Source organism: Imhoffiella purpurea, from assembly GCF_000585215.1.
Lineage (GTDB): Bacteria > Pseudomonadota > Gammaproteobacteria > Chromatiales > Chromatiaceae > Imhoffiella > Imhoffiella purpurea.
In genome coordinates this window covers 33588-54449 of the sequence record NZ_AONC01000026.1, presented here as the reverse complement: position 1 = coordinate 54449, position 20862 = coordinate 33588, and the positions used below count along the sequence as shown (strand labels likewise).

Here is a 20862-nt window from a genome sequence, read left to right as displayed (position 1 = left end):
CGATGGGTTTGCCGGGCCTGATGCGACTGCGGCATCAGGCAGGGCTCGATTAGGTCTACGATCCCATAAACGGGAGGGCTTGTCTTGTCTGCATGCATGACCCCGGCCGGGGCTCAGTCGCGGCGCAGCAGCTGTTCGAGGAACTCCTCCGCGGTCAGCGGATGGCCCAGCAGATATCCCTGGCAGCCGTGGCAACCTTGGCGGGTGAGGAATTCCATCTGCTGATGGGTTTCGACCCCCTCGGCCATGACCCTGAGATTGAGGTTGCGGGCCATGGCGATGATGGTGGCGGCGATCTCCATGTCGTTGCGGTCGTGCGGGATGTCGCGGACGAATCCGCGGTCGATCTTGAGCTCGTCGATCGGGAAGCGCTTGAGATAGGCCAGGGAGGAGTAACCGGTCCCGAAGTCGTCGATCGAGAGCTTGAGTCCCAGCGCCTTGAGCGCGAGCAGCCGCTCGATGGCCCGATCCCCCTCGAGCATGATCATGCTCTCGGTCAGCTCCAGCTTGAGCCGGTCGGCCGGCAGTCCCGTGTTGTCGAGAATGGCGGCGACCCGTTCGGCGAGATCGTGCTGCTGGAGCTGTCTCGCCGACAGGTTGACGGCGACCACCATGTCCGGCAGTCCGCTGTCGAGCCAGCGCTTGTGCTGGGCGCAGGCCGTTTGCAGCACCCAGTCGCCGAGGGGGACGATGAGGCCGGTTTCCTCGGCCAGCGGGATGAAGCGGTCGGGGGGGACGAGTCCGTCCTCGGGCGAATGCCAGCGCAGCAGCGCCTCGCATCCGATCAGCATCCCGGTCATGCTGTCGAACTGGGGTTGATAGTGGAGGACGAATTCGTCGTTGGTCAGTGCGCGTCTCAGCCTGGCGTCCAGCTCCAGACGCTCGTTGGCGGCGATGGTCAGGGTTGGGGTATAGAAGCTGTAGGTATTGCGCCCATGCTCCTTGGCCTGATACATGGCGACGTCGGCGTGCTTGACGAGTTCGGTGACCGAGTCGCCGTCGTCGGGGAAGAGGCTGATCCCGATGCTGGCCCCGATGAAGAGCGTGGGGCCGCTCGGCAGCCAGAAGGGTTCTTCCAGGAGTTCCAGGAGGATGCGGGCGACCTTGCCGGCGTCCTCCGGCCGGTCGAGGTTTTCGAGCAGCACGAGGAACTCGTCGCCGCCCAGACGGCCCAGGGTGTCCTCTTCGCGCAGGCGTGTGCGCAGACGCTCGGTCAGGGCCACCAGCAATTCGTCGCCCACCGGATGCCCCAGGCTGTCGTTGACGTGCTTGAAGCGATCCAGGTCGATGAAGAGTAGAGCGACGCGCTTGCGTTTCCGTCCGGCCTGTTCGATGGCGTGCTGCACTCGCGACAGCAGCAGGCGCCGGTTGGGCAGGTTGGTGAGCGGGTCGAAATGCACCAGATGCTCGAGCCGTGCCTCCGATTGCTTGAGCTGGCTGATGTCGGTCATGACGCCGACATAGTGGCTCGGCGCCCCTTGGGGGTCGTAGACCGTGCTGATGCTGAGCAGTTGGGGGTAGAGTTCGCCGTTCTTGCGCCGGTTCCAGATCTCTCCCTGCCAGTGTCCCACGGTCTTGAGGCTCGTCCAGAGGGTCCGGTAGAAGGTGATGTCCTGATGCCCGGACTGCAGGATCCGGGGCGTTTGGTCGCGAACCTCCTCCGCGCTGTAGCCGGTGATCTGGGTGTAGGCCGGATTGACCCGGATGATGTTGCTGTCGAGGTCGGTGACGATGACCCCTTCGTGCGCGCTCTCGAAGACGGCGGCCGCCTCACGCAGCTTGGCGTCGGCCTCGACGCGGCTGATCGCGAGACGGGCGAGACAGGCGAATTCGAGGATCAGTTCGCATTCATGCTGGGAGGCTGGACGGGGCTGATCGTATTCGACCCCGAGTTCGCCGAGACGACCGCCGCAACCGGCCATGAGCTCGATCCGCCAGCCTGGAATGGGCCGCTCGCCTCCGCAATCGGGAGCGCTTGCGGCGATGTCGAGCCGGGTCAGCCGCGAGCTCGCGTCGGAGGGGACGGGGGAGAACCTCGCTCCCCGGCTCTCGCCCGACTCGCGGGGGCCCAGCAGCTCTTCTTTCTCGACCCGAATGAAGACATGGCCGTCTTCGTTCATCGACTCCAATCGTTTCGCGATCGTCTCGAGGATGTCGGCGAGCGGCCGGTTGTCCATGAGCGCGTTCATGACCGAGAGCCGGGTGTTGCGGAGCAGTTCGGCCTGCTTGGTCTCGGTGACGTCGCTCCAGGCGCCCGTGGCCTCGAGGCGTCCGTCATCGCCCCGAACCGTGAGGCGCAGCTCGTCGTGGATCCAGCGGACATGGCCGAGCTCGTCCCGCAGTCGATAGTCCTGCACGACCCTTTCCGTCTCTGCGAGGGCGTGCAATCGTTCCTGGACCGCCTGGCGATCCTCCGGGTGCAGATGGCTCGCCCACCAGTCCGCGGCCATTGCCGCCGCGGTGTCGCAACCCAGACGCGAGACGTTTTCGCTCATCCAGGTCACGGGCATGCCGGGCAGGTCGAGCCGCCGGGTGTAGAGCACGGCCGGGCTTGCCGCGAGGACCATGTCGAGCCGCTGCAGGGCGGAGCGCAGATTGGCCTGTTCGCGCATCAGCCGGGTCTGGCTGACGACCTTTTCAAGGGTCGCGGGCAGTTTGTGCAGATAGCCGCTGTGCTTGGAGAGATAGTCGTTCGCGCCCAGATGCATGGCGCGCGCGGCGATCTCCTCGCTGCCCTGGCCCGTGACCAGCACCACCGGGATGTCCAGCCCTCGCTCCGTGCGCAGGATCTTGAGCGCCTCCAGTGCGTTGAAGCCCGGCAGGCGATAGTCGATCAGCAGGGCGTCGAACGCCGGCGGAATTCCGGGAGCGGACGGCAGCATGGCCAGTGCGGCCTCGGCGTTCGCGGCCAGGGTCAGCTGGATGTGCGGCGCGAAACGGGCCAGGTGTCTTCGCGTGAGGTCCGTGTCCGCGCGGCTGTGCTCGGCGTAGAGCACCTTGAGCGGGCTGGAGCGCAAGGCATGCGCCTCGCTGAAACGCTGTCTGGCGTCGCGCAGTATGGCCGGAAGCCGATCCAGCGTGGCCGTGCTCTTGGCCAGATAGTCGTCCGCGCCGGCCTGGAGCGCGGCGATCGCGGCCTCCTGGTCGCCCGCCCCGGTGAGCATCACCACGGCCAGATCCAGCCGCCGCTCGCGGATCCATGCCAGCAGATCCATGCCCGAGCCGTCCGGGAGCCTGAGATCGATGAGGACCAGATCGAATGGCTCGCCGTTGGTGAGTCGAGTGATGGCGACCGCTCGTGTCGGCGCTTCCTCCACCTGGATATCCGGGGCGTTCCTGGCCAGCGAGCGGCGTGTCAGATCGATATCCAGCGGATTGTCTTCGACATGCAGGACGCGCATCGGCTCAGCCCGGGGGATGATTCAGAAGACACCAATAGAGCTCGATCTGGTTCGCGACCTCGATGAACTTCTCGAAATTGACCGGCTTGACGATGTAGGAATTGGCGTGCAGGCGATAGGCGGTCCCGATGTCGCGATCCTCGCTGGACGTCGTCAGCACTACCACGGGCAGCGATTGGGTGCCGGGATTGGCGCGCAATCGGCGCAGAACCTCCAGTCCGTCCACGCGCGGCAGCTTGAGATCCAGGAGGACGACGAGCGGCAGGGGCTCGCCGGCTTCCCAGCGTGGAATCCGTTCCAGCGCCTCCTGACCGTCGCGCGCCACCTCGATGGGATTGCCCATCTTGCTGCGGGCGAAGGCGCGCAGCGTCAGGTCGAGATCCATGGGGTTGTCCTCGACCAGGAGGATGGGGCGCGTGCAGGTATCGGCATGATTGCGATCCGCATGAGTCATCGCGGCAGCTCCAGATAGAAGGTGGTTCCCTCGCCGGGGGTGCTCTCGGCCCAGACCCGTCCGCCCATGCGTTGCATCGCCTTGCGCACGATCGCCAGACCGATGCCCGTTCCCGGGTAGTCCTCGATGCGCTGCAGCCGTTGAAAGATCTTGAAGATGCGGTCGTGGAACTGCATGTCGAATCCGACGCCATTGTCTTCTATGGAAAGGATGGTGGATCGCTCCCGGCTGTTCGAGGAGATTTCGATCGTCGGCGCCTGTCCGGGGCGATGGAACTTGAGCGCATTGTCCAGCAGATTGCGCAGGACCAGTGCCAGACCGTCGGGATCGGCGCATACATCCACATCCTCGACCCTGACCGAGATCCTTCCCCCGAGCTTCTCGGCCTCCATTCTGCGCGCAGACAGTGCCCGAGCCAACTGATCGCGAAGATTCAGCTGCATGCCGTTGACCTCGCGGCGCTCCATGCGCGAGTAGGCGAGCAGATCCTCGATGAGCTGGTTCATCTGATCGACGCCGCTGCGGATGTTGCCGAGGAAAAGCCTTCCTTCCTCGCCGAGCCGGTCGGCGTAATCCTCCTGCAACAGCTGGCTGTAGCCATCGATTCCGCGCAGCGGGGCCTTGAGATCGTGCGAGACGGAATAGGTGAATGTCTGCAGTTCCTCGTTGATCTCTTCCAGTTCGGCGGTCCGGGCCCGGACCCGCTCCTCCAGCTCGGCGTTGAGGCTGCGGACGGCATCCTCGTTGTGCTTGCGTTCGGTGATGTCGCGCGCGATGCAGAGTACGCCTTGCACGGCTCCGCGTACATCGCGGAAGGGTGTGCGCAGGACCTCGAAGCATCCTTCGTGACCGCCGGTGCGGAATCGGATTTTTTCCTCGTGGCGTAGGGGCTTGCCGCTGCGCATCACCTCGAGATCCTGTCCGCGCTGGCGCTCGGCCGCCTCCCGATCCATGAGCTCGCGATCGGTTCGTCCCAACACCTCGGATCTGTGGCTGCCGAAGAGCTGCTCGACACGCGGGTTGCAGGCCCGATAGACGCCTTGCGCGTCCTTCAGCCAGACCAGATCCGGGATGGTATCGATCAGTGTGCTCAGTCCGTTCTCGCTCTCGACCAGTGCCTGGTTGCTGCGGATGAGGAAGAAGATCAGGGTGCCCGCGGCGAGCGCGGCCGTGAATCCGATGAAGTGGATGACCCGGATGGTATCGGCATCCTGATGCCATTCGGTTCGAGGGATCGCCGCCAGATCCCACTGGCCTCCGGGCACCGTGACCTGGGTTCTGGCCGGATCGTTCTGCAGGACGCCGGGATCGCCGAAGAAGACCGGTCCCTCGGCGCCGCCGCCGTCCGGTCCGCTGATGGCCAGCCGCAGGCCCTTTCCGGCCTCGAGCAGTCCGGACTGCCGGTAGAAGGCGAGGCTGTCGATGACGGCCGCGATCAGTCCCCACAGACGCTCGGGCTCGTCCGAGTCATCGGTGGCCACGAAGACCGGTGCCCGGGCCACGAAGCCGATGCCGCCCTGCGCCAGGAGAACCGGGCCGGCCAATACCGGCTTGCCCATGTAGACGGCACGCATGGCGGCGGCGTTCTGTTCGGGATGGGTGCGGTAATCGAGACCCAATGCGGCGCGATTCTGCTCCAGTGGATGGACGAGGGAGATCACCATCCCGGGTGCCCCGGAGATGTTGTGCAATGCCGAGCCTGTCCCGATCAGGCCGCGGCAGATACGCGAGAATTCCACCTGGTCGATATCGGGATGGGCCGAGATGACCGAGGTCAATCCATGAACCAGCAGCAGATGGGCATTGATCACCCCCTCCATGCGCGCACGCAGGGTGGTGAGCTCGGTCAGGACGTCGAGCCGCTCATGCTCGTAGGCGCGGCTGCGGGCATAGTGTGCGATCGTGACCGCCGCCCCCAGAACGAGCAGGGCGCTCAGGAAGGCGCTCGACCAGGCGCGCCTGGTCGGGGTGGCGTTGATCGTCACATGCTTCATCCCGGAAAGAGACGGCTGTTTCCAGCTGTCAGCCTCCAGCGGCCGTGTCGCCGAGGTTTGTGCTGGATTGACGGCGTTGTCCAATGGGTCTGCCCGGCAGGCCATCATGGGATGGCCACATGCCCGATTCCCAAAGCGGGGGCAGGAGGCGGGAAGCCGGAAGCCCGGCCATGAACGGGCGCGACAGCGAGTCGAGATCGGTTCCCGCAATTCCACCTCGGTCGCAAGTATATATCCCCCATAGCAAAAAGGGGCGCATATGCGCCCCTTCGGGAGATGCCTATCCCCGGGTCGGGGATCGGCCGGTCGGTCAGTTGACCTTGGGGTCGAGCTCGCCCTTGGCGTAACGCTCGGTCATGGCCTCGAGCGAGATAGCGCTGATCTTGCTCGCGTTCCCGGCGGTGCCGAAGGCCTCGTAACGGGCGACGCAGATGTCCTTCATGGCCTTGGTGGCCGCGGTGAAGTACTTGCGCGGATCGAAGTTCTTGCGGTTCTCGGCCAGGTGACGGCGGATGGCGCCGGTGGAGGCCATGCGCAGGTCGGTGTCGATGTTGACCTTGCGCACGCCGTGCTTGATGCCCTCGGCGATCTCCTCGACCGGAACGCCGTAGGTCTCGCCCATGTCGCCGCCGAACTCGTCGATGATCTTGAGCCAGTCCTGGGGCACCGAGGAGGAGCCGTGCATCACCAGATGGGTGTTGGGGATGCGGGTGTGGATCTCCTTGATGCGCTCGATGGCCAGGATGTCGCCTGTCGGCGGACGGGTGAACTTGTAGGCGCCGTGCGAGGTGCCGATGGCGATGGCCAGGGCGTCGACGCCGGTCTTCTTGACGAAGTCCGCGGCCTCTTCGGGATCGGTCAGCAGCTGGCTGTGATCCAGGGTGCCCTCGGCGCCGATGCCGTCTTCCTCGCCGGCGGTGCCGGTCTCGAGCGAGCCCAGGCAGCCCAGCTCGCCCTCGACCGAGACGCCGCAGGCGTGTGCGATCTCGACCACGCGCTTGGTGACGTCGACGTTGTACTCGTAGGAGGTCGGGGTCTTGCCGTCCTCGCCCAGCGAGCCGTCCATCATGACCGAGGAGAAGCCGAGCTGGATGGAGCGCTGGCACACGGGCATCGAGGTGCCGTGGTCCTGGTGCATGCAGACCGGGATGTGCGGCCACTCCTCGATGGCGGCGAGGATGAGGTGACGCAGGAAGGGCGCGCCGGCGTACTTGCGGGCACCGGCGGAGGCCTGCACGATGACCGGTGAGTCGGTCTGTTCGGCCGCCTCCATGATGGCGCGCATCTGCTCCAGGTTGTTGACGTTGAAGGCGGGCACGCCGTAGCCGTGTTCGGCGGCGTGGTCCAGCAGTTGACGCATTGAAATCAGGGCCATGTGAAGTCCTCGTGGTTGAGTGGTGATTCTGGTGGGGGCTTTCAGCCTCCAGCTGCCAGCCTCCAGCGCGCGATTGTCAGGCTTTTCGGTGTTTCCTGTCTCGACTTGCTTGGGGAAAGGGCGAACCGACCCCTTCGAATTAGGCTTTTCGCTGGTAGCTGGTAGCTGGTAGCTGGTAGCTGGTAGCTGGTAGCTGGTAGCTGGTAGCTGGTAGATCTCCTCGTTCAATCCTCGTTGAGGAGCTTGTGCTCGCCGACCCGCATGATCTTCATGATGTTGGTCTGGCCTTCGACACCGGAGCGGTCGCCCTTGGTGATGATCACCAAGTCGCCGTTTTGAACCGTGCCTCGGCTCAGCAGTTCCTCGATCACCTCGCGGTTGACCTCGTGGATGTCGGTGCTCGCGACATCGAAGGCGACCGGATAGACCCCGCGATAGAGCTGGACCTTGCGCCGGGTCGCCTCGAACCGGGACATGCCGTAGATGGGAATCCCGGAGCTGATGCGCGACATCCATTTTACCGTGGAGCCGGTTTCGGTGAGGGCGGCGATGGCCTTCACGCCCAGATGGTTGGCCGTGTACATGGCGGCCATGGCGATCCCCTCGTCGACGCGACCGAAGACCGAGTCGAGACGGTGTCCGGAGCGGGTCACGCTTTTTTCGGCCTCCAGACAGATGCGGTCGAGCGCCTCGACCACCTTGGCCGGGTTCCTGCCGATCGAGCTCTCGGCCGAGAGCATCACGGCGTCGGTGCCGTCGAGCACGGCGTTGGCGACGTCGAAGACCTCGGCACGGGTCGGGATGGGGCTGTCGATCATCGACTGCATCATCTGGGTCGCCGTGATCACGACCGCGTTGAGTTCGCGCGCGCGGCTGATGAGCCGCTTCTGCACCGCCGGCAGCTCGGCGTCGCCGATCTCGACGCCCAAATCGCCGCGCGCCACCATGATGGCGTCCGCCGCGTGGATGATGTCGTCGATGCAATTCAGCGACTCGGCGCGCTCGACCTTGGCGACGATGCCGCCGCGTCCGCCCGCCTGATGGAAGAGCTCGCGGGCGAGCCGGACGTCGTCGCCGTTGCGCACGAAGGAGACGGCCAGGTAGTCCGCGTCGATCTCGGCGGCGAAGCGGATGTCGTCCTTGTCCTTGTCGGTCAGGGCCGGGGCCGAGAGTCCGCCGCCCTTCTTGTTGATCCCCTTGTTGTTCGAGAGGGTCCCGCCGACGACCACCTTGCAGTCGATGCGCCCATCGGCGACCGCGTCGACCCAGAGCTCGATGGCGCCGTCGTCGAGCAGCAGCGTGTCGCCGTGACGGACGTCCTCGGGGAGCTGGGTGTAGGTGGTTCCGACCCGCGCCCGGTCGCCGTCCTCGATGCCGCAATGGGTGTCGATGGCGAAGGCGTCGCCGCGGGCGAGCTCGACCTTGCCCTCGGCGAATTTGCCGATGCGGATCTTGGGGCCCTGCAGGTCCATGAGGACCGCGACCTCGTGTCCGGCGGCCTGGGCGCGCTCGCGGATGCGCTGAGCCCGATCGCGATGGCGGTCGTGGCTGTCGTGAGAGAGGTTGAGACGGACGACATCCACGCCGGCGGCGATGATGGCGTCGGTGACTGGAACCGGATCCGTCGCCGGACCCAGGGTTGCGACGATCTTTGTGCGTCTTGGCATTCTTTTAGCCTCCAGCTTCCAGCCGCCAGCTTCCAGCTGCTCCGGCGCATGGCTGGAGGCTGATGGCTGGCAGCTGGCGGCTGATCAGTCCTTCGCCCGGGCTTCGAGCATGGCGACCGCGGGCAGCGTCTTGCCTTCGAGATATTCGAGGAAGGCGCCGCCGGCGGTGGAGATGTAGGAGACCTTGTCGTAGATGTCGTATTTCTGGATCGCTGCAATGGTGTCGCCGCCGCCGGCCAGGCTGAAGCCTGCGGCGTTGGCGATGGCCATGGAGACGGTCTTGGTGCCACCGCCGAACTGGTCGAACTCGAAGACGCCGACCGGGCCGTTCCAGACGATGGTGCCCGCCTTGGCGATGATGTCGGCCAGCGCCTGGGCCGAGTCCGGACCGATGTCGAAGATCATGTCGTCCTCGGCGACCTCGGATGCGGACTTGGTGACGGCCGGCTCGTTCTCGTCGAACTGCTTGCCGCAGACCACGTCGGTGGCGATCGGGATGCTGGCGCCGCGGGCGGACATCTTCTCCATCAGCGCCTTGGCGGTGGGGACGAGGTCGTGTTCGCACAGGGACTTGCCGACCGGCTGCCCGGCGGCGGCGAGGAAGGTGTTGGCGATGCCGCCGCCGACCACCAGCTGATCGACCTTCTCGGACAGGGCCTCGAGCACGGTCAGCTTGGTCGAGACCTTGGAGCCGCCGACGATGGCGACCATGGGACGGGCCGGGTTGGCCAAGGCCTTCCGCAGGGCGTCCAGCTCCTCGGCCAGCAGCAGACCGGCGCAGGCGGTGGGCGCGAATTTGCCGGCGCCGTGGGTCGATGCCTGGGCGCGGTGGGCGGTGCCGAAGGCATCCATGACGAAGACGTCGCAGAGCGCGGCGTACTGCTTGGCCAGGTCCTCGGCGTCCTTCTTCTCGCCGCTGTTGAAGCGGACGTTCTCGAGCAGCACCAGCTCGCCGTCGGCGACCTCGGGGACCTGGTCCAGATAGTCCTTGATCAGACGGACCTCGCGGCCCATCTTGGCGCTCAGGTCCTCGGCGACCGGCTTGAGCGAATTCTCCTCGGAATAGACGCCTTCCTCGGGACGGCCCAGATGGGACATGACCATCACCTTGGCGCCGGCCTTCAGGCAGTGCTCGAAGGTGGGCATGGAGGCGGTGATGCGCGCGTCGGACGTGACCTTGCCGTTCTTGACCGGAACATTGAGGTCGGAACGGATCAGGACCCGTTTGCCGGCCAGATCCAGGTCGGCGAGCTTGATGAAAGACATGATCGATCCTCGTGAGTCGTTGTTATGGCTAAAAGGATTCAGGACCAAGGTGGGCCTTGCCTGAAGCCTCTGAGTAGCCGCCAGCCGCCAGCCGCCAGCCGCCAGCCGCCAGCTGGAGGCTGGTAGCTGGCCGCTGGAGGCTTACTTCGCGACGTGCTGGACCAGTCTCAGCATGTTGCAGGTGTAGCCGTACTCGTTGTCGTACCAGGTAACGACCTTGATGAAGGTCGGGTCGAGGGCGATGCCGGCCTCGGCGTCGAAGATCGAGGGGTTGCTGCAGCCGCGGAAGTCGGTGGAGACGACCTTCTCGTCGGTGTAGGCCAGGACGCCGGCCAGATCGCCGGACTCGGAGGCGGCCTTCATGGCGGCGCAGATCTCGTCGTACTTGGCATCCTTGTTCAGCTCGACGGTGAGGTCGACGACCGAGACGTCGGAGGTGGGCACGCGGAAGGCCATGCCGGTCAGTTTGCCGTTGAGCTCGGGCAGCACCTTGCCGACGGCCTTGGCGGCGCCGGTGGAGGAGGGGATGATGTTCTCCAGGATGCCGCGGCCGCCGCGCCAGTCCTTCATCGAGGGGCCGTCGACCGTTTTCTGGGTCGCGGTGGCGGCGTGGACGGTGGTCATGAGGCCGCGCTTGATGCCCCAGTTGTCGTTCAGCACCTTGGCCACCGGGGCCAGGCAGTTGGTGGTGCAGGAGGCGGCCGAGACGATGGCCTGGCCGTCGTATTCATTGTGGTTGACGCCGAAGACGAACATGGGGGTCGAGTCCTTGGACGGCGCGCTCTGCACGACCTTCTTGGCACCGGCGTCGAGGTGCTTCTGGCAGGTCTCGGTGGTCAGGAAGAAGCCGGTCGACTCGATGACCAGCTCCGCACCGACCTCGTCCCATTTGAGGTTGGCCGGGTCGCGCTCGGCGGTCAGGCGGATCTTCTTGCCGTTGACGATCATGGTGTTGCCGTCGACGGCGATGTCGCCCGGGAAGTTGCCGTGGACCGAGTCGTACTTGAGCATGTAGGCCAGGTATTCGGGGTCGAGCAGGTCGTTGATACCGACGACCTCGATCTCCGGGAACTCCTTGGTGATGGCGCGGAACGCCATGCGGCCGATGCGGCCGAACCCATTGATGCCAACTTTGATGGTCATGCGAAAAAACTCCTAGATGGATCGGGAATGCAATTGTGACCCCAAAGGCGCCTTTTTGCAGGGCGGATATCGATCGGATCGCCGGGAAAACGGCGATCCGGGACCTTTTGGGGTTTGGTCGGGCTCGCCGCGGGGTCAGAGGACGCCCTTGACGACCTCGACCAGATTCTCGACGGTGAAGCCGAATTCCTTGAAGAGCGCGCCGGCCGGGGCCGATTCGCCGAAGCGGTCGATGCCGAGCACGGCGCCCTGGCTGCCGACATATTTCCACCAGCCGTCGGTGACCGCGGCCTCGACTGCGACGCGGGCGGTGACCGCCTTGGGCAGCACGGACTCCTTGTAGGCCGCGTCCTGGGCGTCGAAGGTGTCGGTCGAGGGCATGGAGACGACGCGGATCGCCTTGTCGCTCATGGCCTCGGCCGCCTTCATGGCCAGGTCGACTTCGGAGCCGGTGGCGATGATGATGGCGTCCGGGGTGCCCGCGCAATCGCGCAGCACGTAGCCGCCGCGGGCGATGTCGGCGACCTGCTGCTCGCTGCGGGCCATGTGGGGCAGTCCCTGACGCGAGAAGATGAGGCAGGACGGGCCCTGCTTGCGCTCGACCGCCAGCTTCCAGGAGACGGCCGACTCGACCGCGTCGCAGGGACGCCAGACGCTCATGTTGGGGATCATCCGCAGGGTCGGGATCTGCTCGACCGGCTGGTGGGTCGGTCCGTCCTCGCCCAGGCCGATGGAGTCGTGGGTGTAGACGAAGATGGACTGGATCTTCATCAGGGCCGCCATGCGCAGCGCGTTGCGGGCGTATTCCGAGAACATGAGGAAGGTGGCGCCATAGGGGATGAATCCGCCGTGCAGCGCGATGCCGTTCATGATAGCGGACATGCCGAACTCACGCACCCCATAGAAGACGTAGTTGCCCGCGGCGTCCTTGGGCGCGACGCCCTTGCAGCCCTTCCACAGGGTCAGGTTGGAGCCGGCCAGGTCGGCCGAGCCGCCCAGGAGTTCGGGCAGCAGGGGGCCGAAGCCGTTGAGGGCGTTCTGGGAGGCCTTGCGCGAGGCGATGGTCTCGGCCTTCTCGATGACGGAGGCGACGAAGGCGTCGGCCTTCTCGGACCAGTCGGCGGGCAGATCGCCGGCCATGCGGCGCTTGAAGTCGGCGGCCTCGGCCGGGTACTCCTTGGCATAGGCGGCCAGACGGTCCTCCCAGTCCTTCTCGGCGGCGGCACCGCGCTCCTTGGCGTCCCAGCCCTGGTAGATGTTCTCCGGGATCTCGAAGGGCGGATGATTCCAGCCCAGATTCTCGCGGGTCAGGGCGATCTCGTCCTCGCCCAGCGCGGCCCCGTGGCACTCCTCCTTGCCCTGCTTGTTGGGCGAGCCGTAGCCGATGATGGTCTGGCAGCAGATGAGGGTCGGCTTGTCGTCGATGGCGCGCGCCTGTTCGATCGCCGCCTTGACGGCCTCCGGATCGTGACCGTCGACCTTGGGGATGACGTGCCAGCCGTAGGCCTCGAACCGCTTGGGGGTGTCGTCGAGGAACCAGCCGGGCGTGTCGCCGTGACCGCGCACCTCGCCGTCGATCGAGATGTTGTTGTCGTCGTAGAAGGCGATCAGCTTGCCCAGGCCCAGGGCGCCGGCGAGCGAGCAGGCCTCGTGCGAGATGCCTTCCATCAGACAGCCGTCGCCCAGGAAGACATAGGTGTTGTGATCGACGATCTCGTGGCCGGGCTTGTTGAACTGGGCCGCCAGGGTCTTCTCGGCCAGCGCCATGCCGACGGCGTTGGTGATGCCCTGGCCCAGGGGGCCGGTGGTGGTCTCGACACCCGGGGCGTAGCCGTACTCGGGGTGGCCCGGGGTCCTGGAGTGGAGCTGGCGGAACTGCTTGAGGTCCTCGATGCCGAGATCGTAGCCGGTCAGGTGCAGCAGGGAGTAGATCAGCATCGACCCATGGCCGTTCGAGAGGACGAAGCGGTCGCGGTCGGCCCAGGCCGGGTTGGCCGGGTTGTGAGTCATGAAGTCGTTCCACAGCACCTCGGCGATGTCCGCCATGCCCATGGGGGCGCCCGGATGGCCCGAGTTGGCCTTCTGCACGGCGTCCATGGCGAGCGCTCGGATGGCGTTGGCAAGTTCTCTGCGTGAGGACATGAGCCCCTCCTGAATTATCGTTGTTGACCAAAGGCGTCGCGCTGGCCGCAGCCGTCGGCAGCCTGTCGGCGACAGGGGAATCGGGACGGATGGTGACGCAGCGTCGGAAAGTGGTTCTGGGCTCGCGTCCGCATCGAGTGCGGGTGTTGTTTTATCGTGTCGTGGTCGTCTGCGCGAGCGGGACCGTCCAGTCGTGATGGCTTTGAAGGATCTTCATTCTGGACCAAAAGGCTTGGAGACCGGAATCAAAAAACTTATACAGCCAAAAACTGCTTTATAAGTTCCTAATATTAAGAATTGGCGGCGGAAATAGCCAGCCCTTTCCGCCGCCTTCCTGCGATTTTTCCCGATCAGGTCTCGCGCCATTTGATGGAGCAGCCGATACTGGGGATCTGATCGGCCGGTCCCGAGCCGGTTTCGGCCACCTGCTTCATGGCCTCGAACAGGTCGCGGCGCACGTCGGCGGGGGCCGCCTCCTTGCGGCTGGCGTCCAATCGTCCCCGGTATTGCAGACCCAAGCCGGCGTCGTAGCCGAAGAAGTCGGGCGTGCAGACCGCGCCATAGGCACGGGCGATCTCCTGGCTTTCGTCCAGTAGATAAGGAAACGGAAAATCGTATTCCTCGGCGACCTGCTTCATGTTCTCGAACGCGTCCTCCGGATAGTCGGCCGGGTCGTTCGACATGATGGCGACCGTGCCGACGCCTAGTTTTGCCAGTTCGCGTGCGTCGCGCACAATCCGGTCGCGCACGGCCTTGACATAGGGGCAATGGTTGCAGATGAACATGACGAGAAGACCACGCTCGCCCTTGCAATCGTTTCGGGTCCAGACCTTGCCGTCGACCCCGGGGAGGGAGAAATCGGGGGCGGGAAGGCCGAAGTCGCAGACGGGCGTTTCGGTGGAAACCATGAAAAACCTCCGAGTGGGTTGGTAGGTTACAGGCTCGATCGCATGGTAACGGAAGCCCTTGGAATTCCAAATACAGGGCATACGCCGCATCCGCGGGTAACATGGGGCCGGCGACCGGGTTTTACCGCGTGGTAGGAGGCGCTATCATGCTCTGCTCCGTTCAATGGGCCATATAGCGCCCCGATTCAGGTCTTGATCCAACACTATGAGCAAGGATTACATCTTTACGTCTGAATCCGTCTCCGAGGGCCATCCGGACAAGATGGCGGATCAGATTTCCGACGCCGTTCTCGACGAGATCTATCGCCGCGATCCCAACCACGCCAAGGCGCGCGTCGCCTGCGAGACCCTGGTGAAGACCGGTTTCGTGATGCTGGCCGGCGAGATCACGGTGACCGATTCCGACCTCAAGATCGACTACGAGAAGGTGGTTCGCCGCGTCGTCAAGGAGATCGGCTACGACAACTCCGAATGCGGCTTCGATGGCAACAACTGCGGCGTGCTGATCGCGCTCGGCGAGCAGTCCAAGGACATCAACCAGGGTGTCGACCGCGAGTCCGAGGAGGCTCAGGGCGCCGGCGACCAGGGTCTGATGTTCGGCTACGCCACCAACGAGACCGACATGCTGATGCCGGCCCCGATCGATTACGCCCACCGTCTGGTCAAGCGTCAGGCCGAGGTCCGCAAGAACGGCACCCTGCCGTGGCTGCGTCCCGACGCCAAGTCCCAGATCACCATGCGCTACAGCGATGGCAAGCCGGTCGCGGTCGACGCCGTGGTGCTCTCCACCCAGCATGGCGAGGACGTCGGCGAGAGCGTGCTCCACGAGGCCGTGATGGAAGAGATCATCAAGCCCGTGCTCGGCGAGACCGGCTGGCTGACCTCCGACACCAAGTACCACATCAATCCGACCGGCAAGTTCGTCATCGGCGGCCCCGTGGGCGACTGCGGTCTGACCGGGCGCAAGATCATCGTCGACACCTACGGCGGCATGGCCCGTCACGGCGGCGGCGCCTTCTCCGGCAAGGATCCGTCCAAGGTCGACCGTTCCGCCGCCTATGCCGGTCGCTACGTCGCCAAGAACATCGTCGCCGCCGGCCTGGCCGACAAGTGCGAGATCCAGGTCTCCTACGCCATCGGCGTCGCCGAGCCGACCTCGGTATCGGTCGACACCTTCGGGACCAATAAGGTCAGCGAGGAGCGCATCATCGAGCTGGTCCGTGCCCATTTCGACCTGCGTCCCTTCGGCATCATGCGCATGCTGGACCTGACCAACCGCGAGCTGATCAAGTACCAGGACACCGCGGCCTACGGTCATTTCGGCCGTTCCGAGCCCGGCTTCACCTGGGAGCGCACCGACAAGGCCGACGAACTGCGGAGCGCCGCCGGAATCTGATGTATCGGGGCGATCGTCCAGGGCGGAACCGCGCAGTCCATTCCGTCGGATGATCCTGTCTGACGACTCAACGCAAGAGGTCGCGCCTAGCGAGTTCTCAAGCTGAAGAACCTCCCCGCCGAGGAGCGTTGCGACCCGGATCCGCCGATGGCGGAGCGGGCCAGGCTCGGCGATGGGGGCGACATTTCCAACGGCGCTCACTCACGTTCTATCGAGGGTTGATTCACATGAGTGAGTTCACTGACTACAAGGTCGCCGACATTTCCCTGGCCGGTTACGGCCGCAAAGAGATCGCCATCGCCGAGACCGAGATGCCCGGTCTGATGGCTGTCCGCAGAAAATACGCCGCCGACAAACCCCTCGCCGGCGCGCGCATCACCGGCAGTCTGCACATGACCATCCAGACCGCCGTCCTCATCGAGACCCTGGTCGAGCTCGGCGCCGAGGTGCGCTGGTGCTCCTGCAACATCTTCTCGACCCAGGATCATGCCGCCGCCGCCATCGCCGCCGCTGGCGTTCCGGTCTACGCCTGGAAGGGCGAGACCCTGGAGGAATACTGGTGGTGCACCGAGCAGGTGCTCAACTGGCCCGACGGCAAGGGTCCCAACATGATCCTGGACGACGGCGGCGACGCCACGCTGCTGGTCCACAAGGGCGTCGACTACGAGAAGGCCGGCTCCGTGCCGGCGCCGACCGCCGACGACAACGAGGAATGGACCGCCGTGCTCGGCGTGCTGGGCCGTACCTTCGAGCGCGACGACAAGCACTGGCACAAGATCGCCGCCGACATCAAGGGCGTCACCGAGGAGACCACCACCGGCGTGCACCGTCTCTACGAGATGGCCAAGGCCGGGACCCTGCTGTTCCCCGCGATCAACGTCAACGACTCGGTCACCAAGTCCAAGTTCGACAACCTCTACGGCTGCCGCGAGTCGCTGGTCGACGGCATCAAGCGCGCGACCGACGTCATGATCGCCGGCAAGATCGCCATGGTCTGCGGCTACGGCGACGTCGGCAAGGGCTGCGCCCAGTCGCTGCGCGGGCTCGGCGCGACCGTCTGGATCTCCGAGATCGATCCCATCTGCGCCCTGCAGGCGGCGATGGAGGGCTATCGCGTCGTGACCATGGAGGACGCGGCGCCGATCGCCGATATCTTCGTGACCACCACGGGCAACAAGAACATCATCGGCCACGATCACATGGCGGCGATGAAGGACCAGGCCATCGTCTGCAACATCGGCCACTTCGACAACGAGATCGACATCGCCAGCGTCAGCAAGTACGAGTGGGAGGAGATCAAGCCCCAGGTCGATCACATCATCTTCCCCGACGGCAAGCGGATCATCATGCTGGCCAAGGGGCGTCTGGTGAATCTGGGCTGCGCGACCGGACACCCGAGCTTCGTCATGTCCAACAGTTTCACCAATCAGGTGCTGGCGCAGATCGAGCTGTTCACCAAGACGGGCGAGTATCCGATCGGCGTCTACGTACTGCCCAAGCACCTCGACGAGGACGTGGCGCGTCTGCATCTCGAGAAGATCGGCGCCAGGCTGACGGTCCTGAGCAAGGAGCAGGCGGACTACATCGGCGTGCCGGTCGAGGGTCCCTACAAGCCGGATCATTATCGGTACTAGGGAGCAGCCAGCTTCCAGCGACCAGCCTCCAGCCAGATTCTCGTCCGACGCTGGCTGGACGGCTGAAATAGGGTCCCTCCCATGCCTCTGAGGCATGGGAGGGCGCTTGAATACCTGGGCCTCCTGTCGCTGGCGGTGGTCTGGCAGCCCGTTGCGTTGCTGGCCGCTGGCCGCTGGCCGCTGGAGGCTGGAGGCTGACATATGTCGACAGACACACCCATCTACAGCGTCGAGCTCTTCCCCCCCAAGACCGCCGAGGGCATGGAAAAGCTCAAGCGCGAAATCCCCAAGATCAATGCCCTGAACCCGGCCTATTTCTCGGTGACCTATGGCGCCGGGGGCTCGACCCGCGACGGAACCTTCGAGACCGTCGATTGGCTGCGCAGTCAGGGCATCGACACCGCACCGCATCTGGCCTGCATCGGCTCCACCAAACGCGAGGTCCAGGAGATCCTGGAGCGCTATCGTGCCCAGGGGATCCATCGTCTGGTCGCGCTGCGCGGCGACATGCCTTCGGGCATGGGGGCGGGCAACAGCGGCGATTTCCGCTATGCCAACGAACTGGTGAGCTATATGCGCGCCGAGTTCGGCGACACCTTTCTCATCGAGGTCGCGGCCTATCCGGAATATCACCCCCAGTCCGGCAATCCGACGCGGGATCTGGAGAATTTCAAGCGCAAGGTGGACGCGGGCGCCGACGGGGCCATCACCCAGTATTTCTACAATGCCGACGCCTATTTCGGCTTCCTGGAGTCCTGCGAGCGGGCCGGGATCGAGATCCCCATCATTCCCGGCATCATGCCGATCACCAACTACAGCCAGCTGGCCCGCTTCTCAGATGCCTGCGGGGCCGAGATTCCGCGCTGGATCCGGCGCCGGCTGGAGGGGTACGGCGACGACGCCGCGAGCATTCGCGCATTCGGGCACGAGGTGGTGGCGAACCTCTGTCGCCGCCTGATCGAGGGTGGCGCGCCCGGGCTGCATTTCTACACCATGAATCAGTCCGGCTCCGTGACCCGGCTTTGGAACGAGCTTGGATTGCCGGGTGCTGCAGCGGCGGCGTGAGGGGAAGTGTGAACGGATTGGCGGATCAGTCGCTTGGGGTCTCCGATTTCAGACACGATTCGGTAGGTTTTTAGCGAGCATTGAGAATTCTCAAGTCCTTCCGTCGCGGTGATTGATAGCCTTCATCCCGCGAAATCATCCACTCCTCCTTTGAAAGCCGCCCACTCATCTTTTGGGCGGCTTTTTTTCTTTCGGGCTCACGCCATCGGCTCGCACATAGGCGCAGCCGGCATCTGATGGAATAATCTCGGCCTGGTATTCGCGTTTCCATTTGCACGGCCCGCGGGCCTGAGATTACAGCCTATGTCCGACCTCGACCGAACCTACCGGATCGGCCCCATTCTTCTTGCGCCGACGATTCTTCCGCGTCACGGCTGGACGTTTATTGCCGCCGCCTTCTTTTCCATCGGTCTGATGGTCTTCATCTCGATCGGTCAGACCTACATCCTCAACCAACATCTGGGGATACCGGAAGCGATCCAGGGCAGCATCAGCGGCAATCTGGTGTTCCTCACCGAGATCGTGACCCTATTGCTGTTCCTGCCGGGCGGTATCCTCATGGACCGAATCGGGCGTCGTCCGGTCTATGTCGGCGGCTTCCTGGCGCTGGCCCTGACCTATGTCCTCTATCCCCTCGCCGAATCGGTCGAGGCGCTCTATGTCTATCGGATCGTCTATGCCGTCGGCGTGGTGGCGGTCGCCGGCGGCCTCTCGACCGTGCTGGCCGATTATCCGGCGGAACAGTCCCGCGGCAAGCTGGTGGCCATGGTGGGGTTCCTGAGCGGTCTGGGCGTCGTCTTCATCAGTCAGGGCTTCGGCGCGCTGCCCAAGGTGTTCACCGGGATGGGTCTCGACGGCGTCGCGGCTGGCCGGCTGGCGCACTTCATCGTCGCCGGACTCTGCGTGATCGTCGCCATGCTGGTGCTCTGGGGGCTGAAGCCCGGGATTCCCGTGCGGCACGAGGATCGCCCCTCGGTGCGCGAGCTCTTCGTCGGCGGCTTCTCCCAGGCGCGCAATCCGCGCATCCTGCTCGCCTATCTGGCCGCCTTCATCGCGCGCGGCGATCAGTCGGTCAACGCGACCTTCCTCATCCTCTGGGGAACCCTGGCCGGCAAGGCGGCCGGCATGGACCCGGCTGCGGCCGTGGTCAGCGGTACCCTCATCTTCGTGGTGGCTCAGATCGCGGCGCTGGTGTGGGCGCCCATCCTGGGGCCGCTACTGGATCGCATGGACCGGGTCACGGCGCTCGCCGTCTGCATGGGCCTGGCCGCGCTGGGCAATCTCGCGCTGCTGGTGCTCGATGATCCGCTCGATCAGGTCGGGTTGGTCTTTTTCGTGCTGCTCGGCATCGGTCAGATCAGCGTCTATCTCGGCGGTCAGTCCCTGATCGGGCAGGAGGCGCCGACGGCCCAGCGCGGATCCGTGTTGGGGGCCTTCAATGTGGCGGGCGCGGTCGGCATTCTATTGATCACTCTGGTCGGTGGGCATCTCTTCGATCAAGTCGATCCGCGCGCGCCATTCGTCGTGGTGGGTGTCATCAATATCCTGTTGCTGCTGGCGAGCCTCTATGTGCGCGTCCGGCATCCGGTGTCTGTCGCGGCGGGCGTCGGCCAGGCGAACGGCGTGGTCGGCCGGGTTGGCGATCTGCCTTAGCCCACGCGGTCTCCGGGCCGGATCGAATTAGAGGTCCGGTTCCGCGTGAGGGCATCGAGGGGGATTGGCGTCCCGGTACCTGTCGTCGGGAGGCGCCAGGGATCGCATCCGGGATCCTGTGCCTCCGTGAGGCGTCCCTGTATCATCGGGTCAGTAAATTCTAATATTTGCTTGTTTCTTTCCGTGCCCCGCGTTCGATCGATTCGAGGGGTCATTCAGGACGATGGAGAACCGAGATGAGCGATGATGCAAAACTGATTGCGGATACCTTGGCTGCCGGTTTCGATTCCTTGAACAAGGAACTGGAGGGTATGAAGAAGGAATTGGACGATAAGGAAAAACTCGATCGCCGGATTTTCAGGGTCGTGGCCCTGTTCGTCATCGTTACCCTGCCGATCGGCGCTAAGCAGCTGATGGAACTTGCCGATACGATGAGCAAGCAAATGCAGGACATGAACCTCAATATGGGCGATATGAAGGATCATATGGCATCGATGAACGAGAGCATGGCGGCCATGCGCAAGGACATGGGCGCGATGCAGGCGAGCATGTCGACCATGGACGGCAACATGGCCAATATGACCGCCTATATCAATGCGATGACCGGCCATGTGTCGATGATGGATCAAGGAATGCGCGTTATGAACGGCAGCATGGTGGACATGGATCGCAGCATGAAGCCGATGCGGGCCATGGGAAGCATGATTCCTGGATGGTAGTGGGTATCCGGTCGATGTCGCTCGATTGAACGGGGCGAGTCTCCA

The 20862-nt window shown here is 64.6% G+C and carries 14 protein-coding genes and 1 riboswitch; of the genes, 5 read left to right on the top strand and 9 right to left on the bottom strand.

What is annotated here, in order from left to right:
• Positions 1-113: 113 nt before the first annotated feature.
• The 9 genes from D779_RS09020 to D779_RS08980 form a co-directional block, all read right to left on the bottom strand.
• Positions 114-3401, bottom strand: a complete 3288-nt coding sequence (locus tag D779_RS09020) for an EAL domain-containing protein (RefSeq protein ID WP_043752847.1) — start codon at positions 3399-3401, stop codon at positions 114-116.
• 4 nt (positions 3402-3405) lie between these two features.
• Positions 3406-3855 carry a response regulator gene (locus tag D779_RS09015; RefSeq protein WP_052347994.1) on the bottom strand — a complete coding sequence of 150 codons (450 nt, stop codon included), beginning with the start codon at positions 3853-3855 and terminating at the stop codon, positions 3406-3408.
• A complete protein-coding gene (locus D779_RS09010; protein ID WP_232424134.1) occupies positions 3852-5840 on the bottom strand; it encodes an ATP-binding protein in 1989 nt (662 codons plus the stop codon). The genes D779_RS09015 and D779_RS09010 overlap by 4 nt, the downstream gene beginning before the upstream one ends.
• A gap of 319 nt (positions 5841-6159) precedes the next feature.
• Entirely contained in the window at positions 6160-7224 is a 1065-nt protein-coding gene (gene fba / locus D779_RS09005) for a class II fructose-bisphosphate aldolase (protein ID WP_043752843.1), read from the bottom strand.
• Positions 7225-7448: 224 nt separating this feature from the next.
• Positions 7449-8891, bottom strand: coding sequence for a pyruvate kinase (pyk, locus tag D779_RS09000; protein ID WP_043752842.1), 1443 nt, complete (start codon positions 8889-8891; stop codon positions 7449-7451).
• An 84-nt stretch (positions 8892-8975) separates the two neighbouring features.
• Positions 8976-10157: a phosphoglycerate kinase gene (locus tag D779_RS08995; protein ID WP_043752838.1), complete on the bottom strand. Its 1182-nt coding sequence runs from the start codon at positions 10155-10157 to the stop codon at positions 8976-8978.
• A 141-nt stretch (positions 10158-10298) separates the two neighbouring features.
• Complete coding sequence (gene gap, locus D779_RS08990) at positions 10299-11300, bottom strand: type I glyceraldehyde-3-phosphate dehydrogenase (protein ID WP_043752833.1); 1002 nt, start codon at positions 11298-11300, stop codon at positions 10299-10301.
• Between the two features lie 135 nt (positions 11301-11435).
• Complete coding sequence (tkt, locus tag D779_RS08985; RefSeq protein ID WP_043752831.1) at positions 11436-13442, bottom strand: transketolase; 2007 nt, start codon at positions 13440-13442, stop codon at positions 11436-11438.
• 350 nt (positions 13443-13792) lie between these two features.
• Positions 13793-14350, bottom strand: a complete 558-nt coding sequence (locus D779_RS08980) for a thioredoxin family protein (protein WP_043752828.1) — start codon at positions 14348-14350, stop codon at positions 13793-13795.
• 205 nt (positions 14351-14555) lie between these two features.
• Here D779_RS08980 and metK point away from each other — a divergent pair, with 205 nt between their 5' ends.
• From metK to D779_RS08955, 5 genes are all read left to right on the top strand, one after another.
• Positions 14556-15746, top strand: a complete 1191-nt coding sequence (metK, locus tag D779_RS08975) for a methionine adenosyltransferase (RefSeq protein WP_043752825.1) — start codon at positions 14556-14558, stop codon at positions 15744-15746.
• 114 nt (positions 15747-15860) lie between these two features.
• A riboswitch (S-adenosyl-L-homocysteine riboswitch) is annotated at positions 15861-15952 on the top strand.
• A 21-nt stretch (positions 15953-15973) separates the two neighbouring features.
• A complete protein-coding gene (ahcY, locus tag D779_RS08970) occupies positions 15974-17380 on the top strand; it encodes an adenosylhomocysteinase (protein ID WP_043752821.1) in 1407 nt (468 codons plus the stop codon).
• A 201-nt stretch (positions 17381-17581) separates the two neighbouring features.
• A complete protein-coding gene (gene metF / locus D779_RS08965; RefSeq protein ID WP_043752818.1) occupies positions 17582-18445 on the top strand; it encodes a methylenetetrahydrofolate reductase [NAD(P)H] in 864 nt (287 codons plus the stop codon).
• A 303-nt stretch (positions 18446-18748) separates the two neighbouring features.
• Positions 18749-20098 carry an MFS transporter gene (locus D779_RS08960; protein ID WP_052347993.1) on the top strand — a complete coding sequence of 450 codons (1350 nt, stop codon included), beginning with the start codon at positions 18749-18751 and terminating at the stop codon, positions 20096-20098.
• Between the two features lie 236 nt (positions 20099-20334).
• On the top strand, positions 20335-20817 hold the full coding sequence (locus tag D779_RS08955) for a hypothetical protein (RefSeq protein WP_043752816.1): 483 nt from the start codon (positions 20335-20337) through the stop codon (positions 20815-20817).
• The last annotated feature ends 45 nt before the right edge of the window (positions 20818-20862 follow it).

Coding starts and splice junctions, on each gene's coding strand:
- D779_RS09020 (WP_043752847.1), bottom strand. CDS start 3,401: ATGCGCGTCCTGCATGTCGAAGACAATCCGCTGGATATCGATCTGACA.
- D779_RS09015 (WP_052347994.1), bottom strand. CDS start 3,855: ATGACTCATGCGGATCGCAATCATGCCGATACCTGCACGCGCCCCATC.
- fba (WP_043752843.1), bottom strand. CDS start 7,224: ATGGCCCTGATTTCAATGCGTCAACTGCTGGACCACGCCGCCGAACAC.
- pyk (WP_043752842.1), bottom strand. CDS start 8,891: ATGCCAAGACGCACAAAGATCGTCGCAACCCTGGGTCCGGCGACGGAT.
- D779_RS08995 (WP_043752838.1), bottom strand. CDS start 10,157: ATGTCTTTCATCAAGCTCGCCGACCTGGATCTGGCCGGCAAACGGGTC.
- gap (WP_043752833.1), bottom strand. CDS start 11,300: ATGACCATCAAAGTTGGCATCAATGGGTTCGGCCGCATCGGCCGCATG.
- tkt (WP_043752831.1), bottom strand. CDS start 13,442: ATGTCCTCACGCAGAGAACTTGCCAACGCCATCCGAGCGCTCGCCATG.
- D779_RS08980 (WP_043752828.1), bottom strand. CDS start 14,350: ATGGTTTCCACCGAAACGCCCGTCTGCGACTTCGGCCTTCCCGCCCCC.
- metK (WP_043752825.1), top strand. CDS start 14,556: ATGAGCAAGGATTACATCTTTACGTCTGAATCCGTCTCCGAGGGCCAT.
- ahcY (WP_043752821.1), top strand. CDS start 15,974: ATGAGTGAGTTCACTGACTACAAGGTCGCCGACATTTCCCTGGCCGGT.
- metF (WP_043752818.1), top strand. CDS start 17,582: ATGTCGACAGACACACCCATCTACAGCGTCGAGCTCTTCCCCCCCAAG.
- D779_RS08960 (WP_052347993.1), top strand. CDS start 18,749: ATGTCCGACCTCGACCGAACCTACCGGATCGGCCCCATTCTTCTTGCG.
- D779_RS08955 (WP_043752816.1), top strand. CDS start 20,335: ATGAGCGATGATGCAAAACTGATTGCGGATACCTTGGCTGCCGGTTTC.